The following is a 19,171-nucleotide window of genomic DNA, read 5'->3' as shown; positions in this document are numbered from 1 at the left end:
CAAATTATACCTCTAAAATTTTTGGTTTTTGTGATTCATGTCTATGTGATTCATTAGGATAAACAAACAACTTCTTGCGCATTTGATTTCCTAATTTAGTATGCGGCAACATTCCGAAAATAGCTTTTTCCACAACACGAGTAGGAAATTTTTTCATCATTTCTCCAGCAGTTATTTTAAATAACCCACCTGGATAACCTGAATGTCTATAATAAACTTTTTTTTGCCATTTTTTCCCTGTTAAATGAATTTTCGACGCATTAATAACAGCAACATAGTCGCCATTATCAACATTTGGAGTATAATGAGTTTTAGCTTTACCTTTTAAAATACTAGCGATCTTAGTGGCGCATCTTCCTAAAACTTTTCCTTGAACATCAACTAAATACCATTTTTTAACTACTTGTTTTTTATTAACAGAAAAAGTTTTATTATTAAATTTTAACTCTTCATTTTGATTTATAGTATCAGCCATAAATATATAACGCTTCCCTACCTAGACAATTTTTTATCTATAATTTACTTAATAACTTTCAATTAAACTTATTTTTTTATACAAAAAAATAAAACAACATTAACATCAGTTTAAAAAAAATCATCTTAAAAATTTATAATATAATTATATAACAATAACATTAAAATGTCAATAGAATTTATAATCTAATTCATAAAAAAAAATATAATTAAAATAAAAATATAATATTTTATTTATTTTAATTATATTTTTTTTTATTAAAATAAAATTTTGAATATACTTATATTTATTTTTATATATGTAAATTTTTATGGAGCGAATGATGGGAATCGAACCCACATCTTTAGCTTGGAAGGCTAAGGTAATAACCATTATACGACATTCGCTTATTTATATAATGGTCGGGAAGACAGGATTTGAACCCGCGACCTCCTGGTCCCAAACCAGGCGCTATACCAAGCTAAGCTACTTCCCGCTTAATAATTATATAAAAAAATTAAACAAACAGATGGCACACCCAAGAGGATTCGAACCCCTAATCTTCTGATCCGTAGTCAGATGCTCTATCCAGTTAAGCTATGGGTGTTTTTTTGGAATATTATTATTGGTGACCCGTACGGGATTCGAACCCGTGAATGCATGCGTGAAAGGCATGTGAGTTAACCGTTTCTCCAACGGGCCTAATCTTTATTTATAAATACAAAAATATAAAAAACATTTTTTTGTTATTTTAAAATGCTATCGAAATAAATAAATAATAAAAATATGATTTGTAATTATTACATAAACAATTTTAACATAAATTAATATAAAATATAATTAAAATAATATTTTTTCATTATATTAAAAAAATAATTAAAAAAATCAAAACTTTTTAAAAAATTTTAATAAATATTTAGAATAAAAAATAATTTTACAAATTCACATACTTATTTAAAATCAATATTTTATTATATTAATATTATAGTTTATTTACAATTATTAATCAATATTTAAAATCTTTTTTTAAATTAAAAAAAGTATTTCAACAACAACTAAAAAATATTTTTGATAATATAATCAATTACAATATTTGTTTATAACATTTAAAATTAAAAATTTATCAAAATTATTAATTTTTTAAAAAAAAGAATCTCTTTTAGAAATTCTTTTTTTTAAAAAATTAAATTTTATTTTATTATTTTTTTTCATAAAAAGATAAAATCAGAACAATTAAAATAAATTATATATTTTAATTTAATATTATTTTATAATTTATATTTATTTTTGATTATTTTTATTTCCTTTGAATGTTTTTAACATGCTTTTTAATACGGTTTTCTTATTTTTTTTATTTTCGTCTGTTTTTTCGTCATTTAATAACGATTTCTCTTCTTTGATTTCTTCTTCAGATGAATCATTTTCTTCTTCATTTAATTTGTCATTTTCAGAAATAACATTATTAGTCGGAACAATATCATTCGAATTCATAATTGGAGAATTTGAATATGTTTTAGTAAAAGCAAAAACAGAAGCATAAAAAATCAAAAACGTAAATAAAAATGTAACAATAAACAATTTGGAACCAAATTTTATAAAATTATAATTTTTATTAATTATTATATAATCCTCATTTACTAATTTATTTTTTTATTTTAACTATTATTTTAACTATTATTTTAACTATGAAAGTGATTTTATTACAAACCACCAAAAATATTATAAATGTTTTTTGTATAATTTAAACATTTTTTTAAATAATATTTTTTTCTAATTGAACAATTATTGAACAATTGCTAATCAAAATAAAATTAACTGATCACGTTAGAATATGTAGTTGTTTCGTAAATAAGAAAATAAGTATTTTATTTAAATTAAAAATAATTTTTTCATGTTTTTGATGAAAATTATTTATTTTTTAAACGATTAATTTGTTTAATAATTTTACTTATTTTAAAATTTTGAATTTGATTAAAAATTGTTTTTAAATGATCTTGAGAAATAGTTTGTATTTGTTTTTGAATTTTAAAATAAGAACTATTTAAAGATTCTGACATTTGTTTAATTTTTTCGTTTTCTTCTAACATTTTTAATAAATTGTTTTGTATTTTAGTTAAAGAATTATTTAAAATATGCTCTTTCATTTGCCGAAAACTTTTATTTATTTCTTCTTCATCACAAAATTTTTGTTTTTTTTCTGACAGAGCCAAAATTAATTCTTTATTTTTTCTTCCTAAAGCGGTAATGATATTCAAAAAAATAAGTAAATAAGAAGGTCTAACGATAAACATGTTTTTATATTCATTTACTTTTTTAACAGGACTATCATTTTCTTTATCATATTCTAATTCGCTTACTAATAACGCAAATTCTAAATTTTTATTATTACGGTCTTTATCTAATTTTTTAAAAAATTGTTCATTTTTTTGTTTTTTAGTTTTTTCTAATAATTTCGTTTCTGATTTCATTTCTAAAAGAGCCGAAGTTAAAATTTCATTTTCTTTTTTATTTTGGTCAAAATGTAATTTATAAATAAAATCACCTTTAGTTCCGTTGATAATTTCGTTATCTTTATACCAAGAAATATCATCAGTAATTAATATTTGATTTTGCATTTCATTATCACACCATTTTTCTAAATTTTCGCCTATTAACTTAATATTAAAATTAGATCTTGTTAAGGTTAATTTAGTAATTTCGTTCTTTAACTGATTAATTTCATTGTTTTTTATATTTTCTAATTCCATTGTTTTTTTAATCAATAAAATCTCTTTTTCGTTATCATATGTTTTTATTTTTTGTTCATATTCTTGTTGAATTTTTGTTATTTTTTCTTGCATTTCTTCGTTATGTATACGTTGTTGTAATAAATTCAAATCTAATTCTAAACATTCTTTTAAATTAATAATATCGCCTTTTTGAGCATTTTCTTGTAATTCTAATTCATATGAATTTTTAATTAAAACTTTTATTTTTTTCATATTTTATTTTTTTATTTTTATTTAATTTTTTTTAAAGAAATAATTTCGTTAAAATTAATTACTTTTTCTTCGGTATTGGTTAAACAAAAATAACCTTTCCTAATAAATTGGAATTTGTTATAATTTGCATTTATATCTAAACTACCTTCAGCGAAAGCTGTTTTTCGTATCCAAGAAGAATGATTAAATTCTGCTTTTAAATCTTGAGGATTATTATTTTCAAAAAGAGGTTGATAAAAATTTAAAAAAACTTTTTTAGCTGTATTTATTTCTACAAAATGAATAGTTCCGTTAGGTTTTCTTTCATTGAAAGAAGTTCCACTTTTTGTTTTCGGATCATAAGTAGCTAAAATTTCGATAATTTCGCCTTTTTGATTTTTTACAACATCCACCGCTTTAATAAAATAAAAATAAAATAATCTAACTTCCTCATTTAAAAATAATTTTTTAGATTTAGGATCTAATTTTTCCATTTGGAAATCTGATTTTTCAATATAAATATGTTTAGAAAAAAAAACTTTTCGCGTTCCTAAATCAAGATCTTTATGATTATGATAAGGAACATCAGAAGATTCTATTTTATCTTCAGGATAATTAATAATAGTCACTTTCAAAGGTTCATCTACAACCATTATTTTTTTAGCTTTTTGTTGTAAATCTTCTCTTAAAAACGAATGTAACATATCTTGGTTGACATGGGTATTATTTTTAGACAAACCAATTTCAAGAATAAATTTTTTAATAGATCCTGGAGTATATCCTTTATTTCTCATACCTCTTAAAGTTGGCATTCTAGGATCATCCCATCCTTGAACTAAACCGGAATTAACTAAAAATTTTAAACTTCTTTTGCTTAAAATGGTTTGTGTAATATTAAGACGACCGAATTCTATTTGAGTCGGAACATGTTCCATTTCGGTTTCTTTTATGACCCAATCATATAAAGGTCGATGATCTTCAAATTCAAAAGAACATAAAGAATGCGAAACGCCTTCGATCGCGTCTTCTAAAGGATGTGCGTAATCATATGAAGGAAAAATAAAATAATGTTTGTTTTTCAAAGTATAAGCATCAAGAATTTTATATAAAACAGGATCTCTTAAATTCATATTAGGACTTGCCATATTAATTTTAGCTCTTAAAACTTTGGTTTCTTCTTTAAAAACACCATTTTTCATTTGTTCAAATAATTCTAAATTTTCTTCTATACTACGATTACGATAAGGAGAATTTATTCCTGGCGTAAATAAATCTCCTCTATATTTTTTTAATTCTTCCGAACTCAAATCATCTACAAATGCTAAATTTTTTTTAATTAATGTAACTGCTCTTTCATACATTTCTTCAAAATAATCAGAAGCAAATAAAATTTTATCTGGTGTATAACCTAACCATTTAACATCTTTGAGAATAAAATCCACATATTCTTGTTTTTCAACAATAGGATTTGTATCATCATATCTTAAATAAGTTTCCCCGTTAAAAAATTTTGCTAATTCGAAATTAATAATAATAGAACGCGCATGTCCTAAATGGAGAAACCCATTCGGTTCTGGCGGAAAACGAGTAATTATTTTTGTATATTTTTTATTTTTCAAATCTTTTGCGATAATACTCTTGATAAAATTAGATTCTTGAAACATTTATTAAATAACCTCACTTATTTTATCAGTAAATTTTTAAATAAAATATATTTTATATTTTGTGATTATCCTATAGATAAATCAGGATTCCCTGTTAAATTATATTTCTTCTGCCCTTTAGAGGAGCCAAATATATTTTGATAATAAGCAGCAACTCCGATCATAGCTGCTTGATCAGTACAATATGTAGGAGAAGGTATAATCAATCTTAATTCTGGAAAATAATTTTTAAATTGATTTTTTAAAAATTGATTAGAAGCCACTCCTCCTACAATTATTAAATCTTTAGAAGGATATAAATTTAAAGCTCTTTTAGTTTTTGTTATTAAAACATCTGCGACACTAGATTGAAAAGAAGCGCAAACGCTATTAATATCCAAATCAATATCTTTTCTTTTATTAATAAAATTTATAATTTGGCTTTTTAAACCTGAAAAGCTAAAATTTAAATTTTTATTTTTTAAATAAGGGCGCGAAAATGAAAATAAATCTTCTCCTTTTGATGCTAATTTTTCAATTATAGGGCCGCCAGGATAACCTAAATTTAAAGTTCTAGCGATTTTATCATAAATTTCACCTACTGCGTCATCTAAAGTGGTACCTATTTGTTTAATTTGAAAGTGATTCTTAAAATAAAATAATTCCGTATGTCCTCCTGAAATCAAAAGAACTAAGGAAGGGAATTTTATTTCATTCTCTATTTGGGCAGCATAAATATGACCTATCAAATGATTAACACCTATTAAAGGTTTGTCATAAATATAAGCAAAAGTGTTTGCGGCATTAACACCAGCAAATAAAGAACCGATTAAACCGGGACCTTGAGTTACAGCTACCAAATCAACTTCTCGAGGATTTATTTGAGCTTTTCTTAAAGCTTCTTCTAAAACCAAAGTAATAATTTCTACATGTTTACGAGAAGCTAATTCTGGAACTACACCACCAAATTTTTGATGATATTTTATTTGAGAAAAAATCACATTAGATAAAATATCTTTCCCATCTTTTACAACTGCAATACTTGTTTCATCACAACTAGTTTCGATTGATAAAATAATCATATTATAGCCAATTACCTAACTTCTTTCTTTTTTTAAAAACGAAATTCAAATTATATTTCAAGATTGAATATAATAATTAGGAACTAAATAAGAAGGTTTTTCTACTTTTTTCATATAAAACAAAATTTTTAAAGGAGATATTTTAAAATTATCTTTATCTAATAAAAAATGATTTTCGAAACTATCTAAAAAATCTTTTTCATAGATATTTTCGGCTAAAATAATTTCTTCATTTTTTAAACTTAAACTATAAAAAAAATTTCGTTTCGCATAAATCTTAGGAGTTTTGATTTTTTGTGTATATCCGCTAGATAGTAGCAACAAACTACTTATTTCATATAAAGATATATTAAGTTCTAAAGATAAAATTTTTGATGTCAAAACTGCTAATCTGCTCCCTATATAAGAACCTGGACCGACTCCAACAATAATACCATATAAATCTTTTAAATTTAAATTATTTTTTTCTAATATTCTAGAGATCAAAGGAATTATGTCAGAAACAAAATTTTGTTTTAATAAATTAGTTTCTATACTAATAATGTTTGTAGAAGTACTCAAAATAACTATTTGAACATTAGTAGAAACATCTAAAATAATATATTTTTTCATTTTATCAGAAACCATATATGAAAAATATCACTTTCTTATATTCGATATTCAATATTACAATGTATCAATATTTTTTTCTATTAAAATATCTCTTTTTTTACTATTCAAAACTTTAATTTGAATTCTAAAATCCCAATAATTAAAAAAAGAAATTATATTTTGGTTTGCCTCGATTACTACAATATCGCCTTCATCTGTATTTTCCAATAATTCTTCTATTTCTATTGCAAAACATTTCATTTGCTTTTCGCCATCATATTTATCATCTAAAAGACGGTATAAATCTAAATGATGCAATTTTTGTTTTTTATTTTGATGAGTTTTTAATAAAAGAAAAGTAGGGCTCTTAACTTCAGTTTTAATACCTAATTTTTTCGCTATTCCTTTAGTAAAAATTGTTTTCCCGGAACCTATTATTCCTTCAATGATAATAATACATCTTTTTTTTTCTTTATTTAAAGAATTTTGAATAATTGTTTGGCACAAATAAAACCCTAAATTCTTAGTTTGAGTTTTTGAAAAAGTTATGATGTTGTAATAATTTTTTGTTTTCGAAAAATACATATTTATCCAAACCTTAATAAATTATTTTAATATAAAAAAATAAAAAATCAACTAATTTTTCTAAAAAATTTATTTAGATGATTTTTTTATTTACAAATTAAAAAATACTAATTTACAAAATATCTATTTTTTCTGTATCTTTATTATTGATAACAACAAAATTAAATAATTTATCAGTATCTTTTAATTTAACTAATTTATTTCCTTGAGTTACTTTGGATTTAGGGGTTGGAATTTTGTTATTGTTAACTAATCGAATTATTTTACCACGATCAGAAATTAAAATTAATTCTTCACCATTCAAGACAGCTTTTAATGCAATAATTTTACCATTTTTAGAAGTAATTTTTAAAGTTTTTATTCCTTTTCCACCTCTTTTTTGATTTTTATATTCATTAATTTTATTTTTCTTACCATATCCTAATTCAGTCACAACTAAAATATCTTGTTTATCTGATTCAACGATGGTAGCTCCTATCAAAGTTTCATCAGAATTTAATTTCATTCCAATAACTCCGCTGCCCATTCTACTAGTTTTTTTAATAGTTTTTTCGTTAAAACGAATAGCTTTACCATCAGAACTCGCCATAATAATATCTTGTTCGCCTGAACTTTTTAAAACTGTCAAAACTTCATCATCATTTTTTAAAGTGAAAGCTATTTTCCCTTTACTTTGAATATTTTGATAATCTGCGATATTATTTCTTTTTATTAAACCTTTTTTAGTTATTAAAACCAAATAATTATGTTCTTGTTTCGAATTAAGGTTAATACTTGTAACAGAAGTCAAGAATTCTCCTTCGCTTAAAGGAACTAAATTTATAAGTGGTATGCCTTTGGCTTGGCGCGAATAATCAGGTATTTCATAACCCTTCATGCGGTAAACTTTTCCTTTGTTTGTAAAAAATAATTGATAATCATGAGTAGAAGTAATAACTATATGTTTCGCGAAATCATTTTCATTCATAACAATTCCGCTAACGCCAATTCCGCCTTTATTTTGTTTTTTATAAGTATCTAAATCTAAACGTTTGATGTAACCTTTATTAGTAATAGTAATAAGAATAGCTTTTTCTTGAATTAAAGTTTCTTCAGATATATTAATTTCTATATCTTTTCTTATTAAAGTTTTTCTTTCGTCTTGGAAAACTTTTTTTAATTGTGACAATTCTTTTTTAAGAATTTGTTCTTTTTTAGTTTGAGAATTAATAATAATTTCGCATTCTGAAATTTGTTTAATTAAATTTTGTTCTTCTATTTTTATTTTTTCTATTTCTAAATTTGTTATTTTTTGTAAACTCATCTCTAAAATATATTTACTTTGAATTTCATCAAAATTATATTTTAGCATTAATTTTTCACGTGCTTCTTTTACATTACTAGAATTTTTTATTAATTCGATTGCGTCATCAATATCATTTAAAACAATTACCGCTGATTGAATTAAATGTTTTTTAGCTAAAGCATTTTTTAATTCAAATTGTTTTTGGCGATTAATTATATTTATTCTAAAAGAAAAAAAAGCTTCTAAAATTTGTTTCAAATTAACAAGTTGAGGTTTTTTATTAATTAAAACAATCATATTAAAATGAAAAGATACTTGTACTTGAGAACGTTTATACAAATTATTTAAAAATATTTTAGGATTAATATCTTTTCTTAAATCAATAACAATTTTAATACCTTGGCGATTAGAAGACTCATCTCTCAAATCTGTAATTCCATCTAAAATTTTGTTTTTATGTAAAGAAACAATATTTTTGATTAAATTACTTTTTTTAATTTGATAAGGAATTTCCGTAATAATTATCGAACTTTTATTTTTTTCAGAAGTCACAATATCCGTTTTAGCACGAATAATAATTTTTCCTCTTCCTTTTTCATAAGTTTCTTGCAATTTATCAACTTCTAAAATTTCTCCACCAGTAGGAAAATCAGGACCTTTAATATATTTTGCTAATTCAGAAATAGAAATCTCTTTATTATTTATATAAGCGGTCAAAGCATCAATGACTTCGCCTAAATTATGAGAAGGAATATTAGTAGCCATTCCTACAGCTATACCCGTTGCTCCATTTACTAAAAGATTAGGGAAACTTGTCGGAAGAATTACTGGTTCTTTTTCACTTCCATCATAATTATCTACAAAATCAATAGTATTTTGATCTATTTCTTTAATTAATTCCATTGCTATTTTAGACATACGTACTTCTGTATAACGCATTGCCGCAGCAGAATCTCCATCAATAGAACCAAAGTTACCATGACCATCAATTAAAGGATAACGATAATTAAAATTTTGTGCCATTCTTACCATTGCTTCATAAATACTACTATCACCATGAGGGTGATATTTACCCATAACATCACCGACAATTCTAGCAGCTTTTTTGTAACTAGATTGCGCGGAAACACCTAATTCTTTCATACTATATATAATTCTTCTTTGAACGGGTTTCAAACCATCTTGAATTTCTGGTAAAGCTCTCGAAACAATAACACTCATGGCATAATCTAAAAAAGATTTTTCCATTTCGCGACTAATATTTACTTCTTTAACAGATCCTATATTATTTATTTCTGAAATATCAGAATTCGAATTATTTAAAGAATCATTTTTTTTAATTTTATTTGACATAATTTAATCGCCTTTTTAATATTAATAAATTAAATATCTATATTTGCTTTGTAAGCGTTTTGTTCAATAAATTTTTTTCTTTGAGAAACAAGTTTCCCCATTAATTTATCAAAAATTTTATCAGCTTCTACAGCGTCTTTCAAACATACTTTCAATAAAGTTCTGTGTTTCGGATCCATAGTAGTGTCCCAAAGTTGTTCTGGATTCATTTCCCCTAAACCTTTGTATCTTTGTGAAGAAATTTTTTTATTTTGAATTTCAATGATGTTTTTATATTCTTTATAATCTTTTTCATTATAAAAATATTTAATTTGTTTATTTTTTTCTACTTTGTATAGAGGCGGTTGCGCAAAATAAATATAACCATTTTCAATTAAAGGTTTTAAATTTCTAAAAAAGAAAGTAAGAATTAAAGTTCTAATATGAGCTCCGTCGACATCAGCATCTGTCATTATAATAATACGATGATAACGCGCTTTACTTAAATTAAATTCTTTATCAATACCTGTTCCTATTGCTTGTATTAAAGAGACAATTTCATTATTACTTAAAACTTTTTCTGCATGAGATTTTTCTACATTAATAATTTTACCTCTTAATGGTAAAATAGCTTGAAATTGAGAATCTCTTCCTTGTTTAGCAGAACCTCCCGCCGAATCTCCCTCTACAATATATAATTCAGATAAAATAGGATCTTTTGTATAGCAATCAGTTAATTTAGAATTAAAATTTAATAAGTCTAAAGACATTTTTTTTCTAGTAATTTCACGTGCTTTTTTAGCAGCTATTCTAGCTTTCATAGATAATAAACATTTATCTATTATTTGCTTAGCTTCTTGAGGATTTTCTAATAAATGACTTTCCAAAAATTCACCAAAAGATTTAGAAATAAATTGCCTAACTTCATGACTGCCTAATTTATTTTTAGTTTGACCTTCAAATAATGGATTAGGATGTTTTAAAGAAATAACAGCTGTAATACCTTCTAAAGTATCTTCGCTAATTAAATTGGTTTCTTTTTTTAATATTTTTTTATCTTTAGCATATTTATTTAATATCCTATTTAAAGCTATTTTAAAACCTTCTTCGTGTGTCCCGCCTTCCTTTGTAGGAATATTATTAACAAAAGAATAAATATTTTGGTTATATTTATTTGTATATTGGAAAGTAATTTCATAAAATATGTTGTTAGAAAAATATTCTTTATAAAAAATTTGAGTTAAAGTGTTTTTATTCTGATTTAAGTATAAAATATATTCCTTAACACCTTCTTTATAATAAAAATTAAATTTTTGAACTGGTTGAACTCTACTATCAATAATGTTTAATTTAATATTTTTGTTCAAAAAAGCTATCTGTTGCATTCTATCTTTTAAAACATCTAATTTATAATTAAAATTTTCCATAATTTCAAAAATTGTCGGATCAGGAGTAAATGTAATTATTGTTCCTTTTTGATTTGTGAACCCTTTTTTAGTTAAAGGAATGATTGGAGTGCCTTTTTCATATTTTTGATAATATATTTCATTATTCAAATGAATTTCGACAATAAACCAAGAAGAAAGAGCATTTACAACAGAAGCTCCAACTCCATGTAATCCTCCAGAAATTTGATAAGAAGAATTATCGAATTTTCCGCCAGCATGCAAAGTAGTCAAAATAGTTTCTACAGCTGGTTTATTAGTTTTTGGATGGATATCGACTGGTATACCTCTTCCGTTATCGGAAATACGAATAATATTATTATCTAAAATTTCTAAATTAATTTCGTCAGCAAAACCTGCTAATGATTCATCTATAGAATTATCTATAATCTCCCAAACTAAATGGTATAAACCTTTTTCAGAAGTAGAACCGATATACATACCAGGTCTTATCCTAACAGCTTCTAATCCTTCTAAAACTTGAATACTGTCAGCGTTATATTTCTTAATTTTAGTCATTTATAAATTCGAAATCTCCTATTTTAATTTTAGATTAAAAAAAATTTAAATATTTTTTTATATCATAAAATGTTTTTTTATTAAAAAACATAATTGAAAACAATATAAAACATTTATAGAACATTATAACATAAAAAACGCTAATTTATATAAAAATTAGCGTTTTTACGTTATTTATTTTTATTCTAAATATTTTTTTAATAAATAATAATACTTAATTAATATTAATAAAAACTATTTTTAAATATGTTCATTATATTATGATGATTTTTAATAATAAATTATAGAAAAAAACCTAATAAAAATCGTCAATAATAAAAATTTCAAAAAATTACTACATTAAATTTAATTAAAAATTTAAAAATATTATCCATATAATAAAAAAATACTTTAAAAAAGTCTTTTTTTATTATGCATGGGAAGAGACTGTTATAAAAGTTTTTTTCAAAATTACCACTAAAAGCGATTCTCAAAAAAATGATTATTAATAGTTTAAATTATTTTTTTCAATTTGTCAACATAAAAATCACAAAAAATAATTTTTTTTCAAAACAGCTTCAAAAACTGTCTAAAATAGATTTTTATTCTTTTAAAAAAATATTTTAAAAAAAATAAAAAAAGAAAACTAACTAGGAATTAATATAGTGCTTCAAAAAAATATTAAAAAATAATTAAAAATTATCATATCAATAAAATTAAGAATAAATTTTTGATTTTTTATAAAAGATAAATTAAAAATAATAAAATAAATACAAATAAAAAAATAATAATAAATATTATATAATTTGCCAAATTATTCTTATTTTGTTGTTCTAATATATCAAAAGTAACTGAAACTTTTCCTTCGAAATCTTTAGAAACTATAATAGTGCCTTCAGGATTTAATATCCCATCCACTTGAAGATTGTTTTGATCTAAAATAGGATTTAAATTTTTAATTTTCGCTATAATTATTTGATTATTAATTTCATCCAAAATTCCTAGTTTTGTTGTTTTCAAAACATCTCTTAATCGAAAAGTTTGTTGCATAATTTGTGAAGGCGTTGTTTTAATATTATAAGTAACTAAAACTTTTCCTTCGAAATCTTTAGAAGTAATTATAGCTTCTTGTAAATTAGGAATTTCATCAAATCGAAGTTCGTTTTTATTTAAAATAGGATTTAAATTTTTAATTTTATTTATAATTGTTTGAATACTAATTTCATCCAAAGTTCCTAGCTCTGTTTTTGTTAAAAAATCTTTCAATTTAGGAATTTTGGGTGTATTTTGTTTCAAATGATAAGTAACAGACACTTTGCCTTCAAATTCTTGAGAAAAAATAATGGCCTCTCTATTACTTAGTATTTTTTCAACTTGAAGATTATTTTTATTTAACATAGGATTTAAATTTTTGATTTTATTTATAATTGTTTGAATACTAATTTCATCTAAAATACCTAATTCTGTTTTTTTCAAAAAATCTTTCAACTTAGAATGTTGGGGTGTATTTTTTTTAATATTATAAGTAACTAAAACTTTTCCTTCGAAATCTTTAGAAGTAATTATAGCTTCTTGTAAATTTGGAATTCCATCAAATCGAAGTTCGTTTTTATTTAAAATAGGATTTAAATTTTTGATTTGATTTATAATTGTTTGGATATTAAAATCATTAAAAGTTCCTAGTTCTGTTTTTTTCAAAAAATCAATCAAATGAAGAGTTTTGGGTGTATTTTTTTTAATATTATAAGTTACAGACACTTTGCCTTCAAAATCTTTAGAAGTGATTATAGCTTCTTCTAAATTCGGAATTCCATCAAATCGCAAATTTTTTGAATTTAAATTAGGATTTAAATTTTTAATTTTATTTATAATTGTTTGAATACTAATTTCATCTAAAGTTCCTAGTTCTGTTTTTGTTAAAAAATCTTTCAATTTAGTAATTTTGGGTGTATTTTGTTTCAAATTATAAGTAACAGACACTTTCCCTTCGAATTCTTGCGAAAAGATAATAGCTTCTCTATTACTTAGTATTTTTTCAACTTGAAGATTATTTTGATTTAACATAGGATTTAAATTTTTAATTTTATTTATAATTGTTTGAATACTAATTTCATCTAAAGTTCCTAGTTCTGTTTTTGTTAAAAAATCTTTCAACTTAGAATTTTGGGGCGTATTTTTTTTAATATTATAAGTTACAGACACTTTGCCTTCAAATTCTTGAGAAAAAATAATGGCCTCTCTATTACTTAGTATTTTTTCAACTTGAAGATTATTTTTATTTAACATAGGATTTAAATTTTTGATTTTATTTATAATTGTTTGAATACTAATTTCATCTAAAATACCTAATTCTGTTTTTTTCAAAAAATCTTTCAACTTAGAATGTTGGGGTGTATTTTTTTTAATATTATAAGTAACTAAAACTTTTCCTTCGAAATCTTTAGAAGTAATTATAGCTTCTTGTAAATTTGGAATTCCATCAAATCGCAATTTTTTTGAATTTAAATTAGGATTTAATTTTTGAATTTTATCTATAATTGTTTGATTTGCGAAATCATCCAAAGTCCCTAGTTCTGTTTTTGTTAAAAAATCTTTCAATTTAGGAATTTGGGGTGTATTTTGTTTCAAATTATAAGTAACAGACACTTTCCCTTCGAATTCTTGCGAAAAGATAATAGCTTCTCTATTACTTAGTATTGTTTCAACTTGAAGATTATTTTTATTTAACATAGGATTTAAATTTTTAATTTTATTTATAATTGTTTGAATACTAATTTCATCTAAAGTTCCTAGTTCTGTTTTTGTTAAAAAATCTTTCAATTTAGGAATTTGGGGTGTATTTTGTTTCAAATTATAAGTAACAGACACTTTCCCTTCGAATTCTTGCGAAAAGATAATAGCTTCTCTATTACTTAGTATTGTTTCAACTTGAAGATTATTTTTATTTAACATAGGATTTAAATTTTTAATTTTATTTATAATTGTTTGAATACTAATTTCATCTAAAGTTCCTAGTTCTGTTTTTGTTAAAAAATCTTTCAATTTAGTAATTTTGGGTGTATTTTGTTTCAAATTATAAGTAACAGACACTTTCCCTTCGAATTCTTGCGAAAAGATAATAGCTTCTCTATTACTTAGTATTTTTTCAACTTGAAGATTATTTTGATTTAACATAGGATTTAAATTTTTAATTTTATTTATAATTGTTTGAATACTAATTTCATCTAAATTTCCTAGTTCTGTTTTTGTTAAAAAATCTTTCAACTTAGAATTTTGGGGCGTATTTTTTTTAATATTATAAGTTACAGACACTTTGCCTTCAAATTCTTGAGAAAAAATAATGGCCTCTCTATTACTTAGTATTTTTTCAACTTGAAGATTATTTTTATTTAACATAGGATTTAAATTTTTGATTTTATTTATAATTGTTTGAATACTAATTTCATCTAAAATACCTAATTCTGTTTTTTTCAAAAAATCTTTCAACTTAGAATGTTGGGGTGTATTTTTTTTAATATTATAAGTAACTAAAACTTTTCCTTCGAAATCTTTAGAAGTAATTATAGCTTCTTGTAAATTTGGAATTCCATCAAATCGAAGTTCGTTTTTATTTAAAATAGGATTTAAATTTTTGATTTGATTTATAATTGTTTGGATATTAAAATCATTAAAAGTTCCTAAATTAGTTATTTTTAATATTTTTGAAAATCTATTTTCATAAATAAAAGAAAACTTATACTTTTGCAATAAATTATCATTTGATCTAACTAATGGCGGAATTCCTAATACAAAATAATATTTATTACCTGGCATAAAAAAAGAAGCATCAGAAGGAAAATTACTACTTTTATCAATAATCTTAGCTAATGACATATTTTTTAAAAAAAGTGTTTTATCTTTATCATCTACTAAAATTCTTTTTTGATTTATTTGATTTATCAAAAATTGTTTTAAATCGTTTATTTTAGGGCTTGAAAAATCATTTCTTGATAATAAATCAAAATTATAAGTCTTTTCGGCGTAAGCTACACTTTGGATACAAACAAAAAATATGAAAATAATAAAATAAAAAAAATATTTTAAATTGATTAGTTTATAATTTTTATTTTTTATCATAATTTATGATGCTACCTTTACTTTATTTTTTAATTAAAGCTAAATATAAATCAATAAATTAAAATATAAAAATTAAATTCTAACTAAATTTTTAATAAAAATATTTTGTAAAAATTATTTGTTTGTATAAAAAATATATTTATTTAAATATCATAATCAAACATAAAATAATCTTTGTTAAAAAATATAAAATATTACTAACCAATATCTTTAAATTATTATATTTTTATATAATACAAAATATCTAATATATTTATATTATATAAAAATATAATAATAGTTAAAAACTTTATTTTGATTTAAGTAAAAAAATAAGTCAAATTATTTATTTTTTAAATAAAAAATTTGACTTATATAAATAATTATCTTTAATTTAAATTAAAATAAATTATTTTTTATAAAAAAATCATAAAGTTTATCTTCTTCAATATCAGGAGCTATTAATTTAGCATGTTTCTTAACTCCTTCATTATGAGAATGCGATAATCCAATACCAATGCCAATATCAGAATATTTAATCATATCAACATCATTCTCGCCATCTCCCATACAAATCAATTTATATTCCGGATATAAAGCTTTAATTTTTCTAATTCCATGTATTTTATTAACTCCTTTACGGACTAAATCTACCCCACAATGAGTTCTCCAATAATAAATTTCAAATTGTCCTAAATCTTTGATAAATTTTTCAAGTTTTTCATTATTAGGTTCAAAAAGCCAAATTTGATAAACATTATTGTTTAAATGAAATGTAGGTTCTACAACAGAATTTTTATTAGTACAATATTTGTAACCTAAAGTAGGCGAAATTAAATCTTGTTCACTAGGTACAATTTCTTGGTAAAGTCCTGTCATTCCGATTTTCATACCTACTGCATGAGCTTTATCAATTAAATTTTGAACCTCTTTTTTATCAAAAGGTCGATCATCAATGACTTTATCATTAATTTGTGTCAAACCACCATTAAATAAAACTAAATGTTTAAAACAATGTTGTATTTCGCTTAAAACATTTAATCTTTTAATATTACGTCCTGTAGCTATTCCTAACAAAGTATTAGATTGTCCGGATAAAGTTTTAATAGTTTTTAAAGTTTGTGGCAAAATAGTTTGTGATCGAGAACTTAAAATAGTGTTGTCAATATCAAAAAAAAACATTCTTTTATTAGAATTCATTAAAATCCCTGTAAACTCCTTTATATTTTGGATAAAATTAAGCTTTATTAATGCTTCCGAAAAGTTCTAATTTCTTTCTAAGTTCTGCTTTTATAGCTAAATAACCTGGCTTTAATAATTGTCTTGGGTCAAAACCTTTATTTACTAAATCTTTTTTGTCTTCGATATATTTTCTAGTGGCTTCTGCAAAAGACAATTGAAATTCAGTATTAACGTTTATTTTAACTACTCCTAAAGAAATTGCTTTTCGAATCATTTCTTCAGGAACACCAGTGCCTCCATGAAGCACTAAAGGAGTTTTATTATTAGTTAATTTTCGAATTTGTTCAAAAACTCCAAAATCTAATCCTTTCCAATCCATAGGATATTTTCCATGCACATTACCGATTCCGGCGGCCAACATATCAACACCTAATTCAGCGATTTTTTGACATTCATAAGGATCAGCGATTTCACCTTGGCCTATAATACCGTCTTCTTCTCCACCGATACCACCTACTTCAGCTTCAACTAAAATACCTTTTTTATGACAAAGCGAAACAATTTCTTTAGTTTTCTTTAAATTCTCTTCAAAAGGATAATGGCTTCCGTCAAACATAACTGAAGTGAAACCTGCTTCTAAAGCTTTTTGTGCGCCTTCATAAGATCCGTGATCTAAATGTAAAATAACAGGAACAGAAATATTATAAAAAAAATCTAAATTTTTTACTAAAGCGACCACTGTTTCGAAACCACCCATATATTTAGCAGCTCCTTCTGAAACTCCTAAAATAACAGGAGATTTTAATTCTTCAACAGTTTCTAAAGCGGCTTTAATCCATTCTAAATTATTAATATTAACCTGTATTATTGCATATTTATTTTCATGTGCCTTTTGAATAATGTTTCTATCTGAAGTTAACATTTTTTTTCCTTTCTTGGGAACCAAGCAAAAATTATAAATTTATTTTTAAAAAATAAAAAATTTCAAAATTTTCAATACTATTTAATTTAAACAAGTTCAACCATTTTCAAAAGTAAACGAGTTAATTGACTTACATAACTCATTTCATTATCATACCAAGAAATTAATTTTACAAAACGTGGTCTTTCTTTTAAAATTTGAACTGTATTAGAATCAAATAAAGAACCAAAACTTGTTCCGATAATATCAGATGAAACAATCGGATCTTCAATAAAAGCTAAAGTTTCATTGGCATTTTTTTTAAAAACATCATTAATCATTTCTACAGTAACTTCTTTTTTCAATTCAACTGTTAAATCCACTAAAGAGCCTGTTACACTCGGCACTCTAATCGCTGTTCCATCTATTTTACCTTTTAATTCAGGAATAACTAATGAAATCGCTTTTGCAGCTCCAGTGGAACTTGGAACTATATTAACAGAAGCAGCTCTTCCTCTTCTAGTCCAAATGCCTTTCGAATGTGTTTGATCAATAAGAGATTGATCATTAGTATAACTGTGAATAGTAGTCATAAAAGATTGATCAATACCAAAATTATCATTTAAAACTTTTACAATTGGGGCTAAACAATTAGTTGTACAAGAAGCTCCACTGATAATATCATCTTCTTTTGTTAAAATATCATCATTAACATTAAAAACAATCGTTTTAACATTGCCAGTAGCTGGTGCACTAATTAAAACTTTTTTAGCTCCTGCTTTTAAATGTAATTTAGCTTTTTCTTCGCTTGTGAAAAAACCGGTACATTCTAAAACAATATCTATTCCTAATTTTCCCCAAGGCAAATCTTGTGGATTTCTTTCTTGGAAAATATGAATTTTTTTACCTTCTACTATTAATGAATTTTCATCAAAAGTAATAGCATCTTGTTTATAACTACCTTGTGCGCTATCATATTTTAATAAATAAGCTAAAGTTTCTGGCGTTGACAAATCATTAATTGCTACAATATCAATATTACTATTTCCAAATAAAGAACGAAAAGATAATTTTCCAATACGTCCTAAGCCATTAATCGCTATTCTTTTTTTCATAAT

The 19,171-nt window shown here is 23.5% G+C and carries 13 protein-coding genes and 4 tRNA genes; all 17 read right to left on the bottom strand.

Annotated elements, in window-relative coordinates; translation table 11 throughout:
- Positions 1–4: 4 nt before the first annotated feature.
- Positions 5–475: a 50S ribosomal protein L13 gene (gene rplM, locus JNO41_RS01015; RefSeq protein WP_121464043.1), complete on the bottom strand. Its 471-nt coding sequence runs from the start codon at positions 473–475 to the stop codon at positions 5–7.
- Between the two features lie 311 nt (positions 476–786).
- Positions 787–861 (bottom strand) — tRNA-Gly (locus JNO41_RS01010).
- A 12-nt stretch (positions 862–873) separates the two neighbouring features.
- Positions 874–950 (bottom strand) — tRNA-Pro (locus tag JNO41_RS01005).
- A gap of 34 nt (positions 951–984) precedes the next feature.
- Positions 985–1,061 (bottom strand) — tRNA-Arg (locus JNO41_RS01000).
- A gap of 19 nt (positions 1,062–1,080) precedes the next feature.
- A tRNA-Glu gene (locus JNO41_RS00995) sits at positions 1,081–1,156 on the bottom strand.
- Between the two features lie 579 nt (positions 1,157–1,735).
- Positions 1,736–1,945 (bottom strand): hypothetical protein, encoded by a 210-nt coding sequence (locus JNO41_RS00990; protein ID WP_161554983.1) that lies wholly within the window; start codon positions 1,943–1,945, stop codon positions 1,736–1,738.
- 416 nt (positions 1,946–2,361) lie between these two features.
- Positions 2,362–3,435: a DUF2130 domain-containing protein gene (locus JNO41_RS00985; protein WP_121464041.1), complete on the bottom strand. Its 1,074-nt coding sequence runs from the start codon at positions 3,433–3,435 to the stop codon at positions 2,362–2,364.
- A gap of 17 nt (positions 3,436–3,452) precedes the next feature.
- Positions 3,453–5,078, bottom strand: a complete 1,626-nt coding sequence (gene glnS, locus JNO41_RS00980) for a glutamine--tRNA ligase (protein WP_121464040.1) — start codon at positions 5,076–5,078, stop codon at positions 3,453–3,455.
- 65 nt (positions 5,079–5,143) lie between these two features.
- Positions 5,144–6,139, bottom strand: a complete 996-nt coding sequence (tsaD, locus tag JNO41_RS00975) for a tRNA (adenosine(37)-N6)-threonylcarbamoyltransferase complex transferase subunit TsaD (RefSeq protein WP_121464039.1) — start codon at positions 6,137–6,139, stop codon at positions 5,144–5,146.
- Positions 6,140–6,196: 57 nt separating this feature from the next.
- The gene (gene tsaB, locus JNO41_RS00970) at positions 6,197–6,751 is read right to left on the bottom strand and encodes a tRNA (adenosine(37)-N6)-threonylcarbamoyltransferase complex dimerization subunit type 1 TsaB (protein WP_236628355.1); all 555 of its coding nucleotides are present in this window, start codon (positions 6,749–6,751) and stop codon (positions 6,197–6,199) included.
- 54 nt (positions 6,752–6,805) lie between these two features.
- The gene (tsaE, locus tag JNO41_RS00965; RefSeq protein WP_121464037.1) at positions 6,806–7,315 is read right to left on the bottom strand and encodes a tRNA (adenosine(37)-N6)-threonylcarbamoyltransferase complex ATPase subunit type 1 TsaE; all 510 of its coding nucleotides are present in this window, start codon (positions 7,313–7,315) and stop codon (positions 6,806–6,808) included.
- 112 nt (positions 7,316–7,427) lie between these two features.
- Positions 7,428–9,953: a DNA gyrase subunit A gene (gyrA, locus tag JNO41_RS00960; protein ID WP_121464036.1), complete on the bottom strand. Its 2,526-nt coding sequence runs from the start codon at positions 9,951–9,953 to the stop codon at positions 7,428–7,430.
- 29 nt (positions 9,954–9,982) lie between these two features.
- Positions 9,983–11,896 (bottom strand): DNA topoisomerase (ATP-hydrolyzing) subunit B, encoded by a 1,914-nt coding sequence (gyrB, locus tag JNO41_RS00955; RefSeq protein WP_201736607.1) that lies wholly within the window; start codon positions 11,894–11,896, stop codon positions 9,983–9,985.
- A gap of 717 nt (positions 11,897–12,613) precedes the next feature.
- Complete coding sequence (locus tag JNO41_RS00950) at positions 12,614–15,991, bottom strand: hypothetical protein (protein WP_432729588.1); 3,378 nt, start codon at positions 15,989–15,991, stop codon at positions 12,614–12,616.
- A gap of 378 nt (positions 15,992–16,369) precedes the next feature.
- Positions 16,370–17,170: an HAD-IIB family hydrolase gene (locus JNO41_RS00945; protein WP_121464034.1), complete on the bottom strand. Its 801-nt coding sequence runs from the start codon at positions 17,168–17,170 to the stop codon at positions 16,370–16,372.
- Between the two features lie 37 nt (positions 17,171–17,207).
- On the bottom strand, positions 17,208–18,074 hold the full coding sequence (fba, locus tag JNO41_RS00940) for a class II fructose-1,6-bisphosphate aldolase (protein WP_121464033.1): 867 nt from the start codon (positions 18,072–18,074) through the stop codon (positions 17,208–17,210).
- An 86-nt stretch (positions 18,075–18,160) separates the two neighbouring features.
- Entirely contained in the window at positions 18,161–19,168 is a 1,008-nt protein-coding gene (gap, locus tag JNO41_RS00935) for a type I glyceraldehyde-3-phosphate dehydrogenase (protein ID WP_121464032.1), read from the bottom strand.
- Between the last annotated feature and the right edge of the window lie 3 nt (positions 19,169–19,171).

Origin of the sequence: 'Prunus avium' virescence phytoplasma (assembly GCF_050916135.1) — a bacterium.
Classification (GTDB): Bacteria; Bacillota_I; Bacilli_A; order Acholeplasmatales; family Acholeplasmataceae; genus Phytoplasma; species Phytoplasma ziziphi.
Note: the sequence above shows the minus strand (reverse complement) of the source record. Positions and strands in the feature narration are given on the sequence as shown.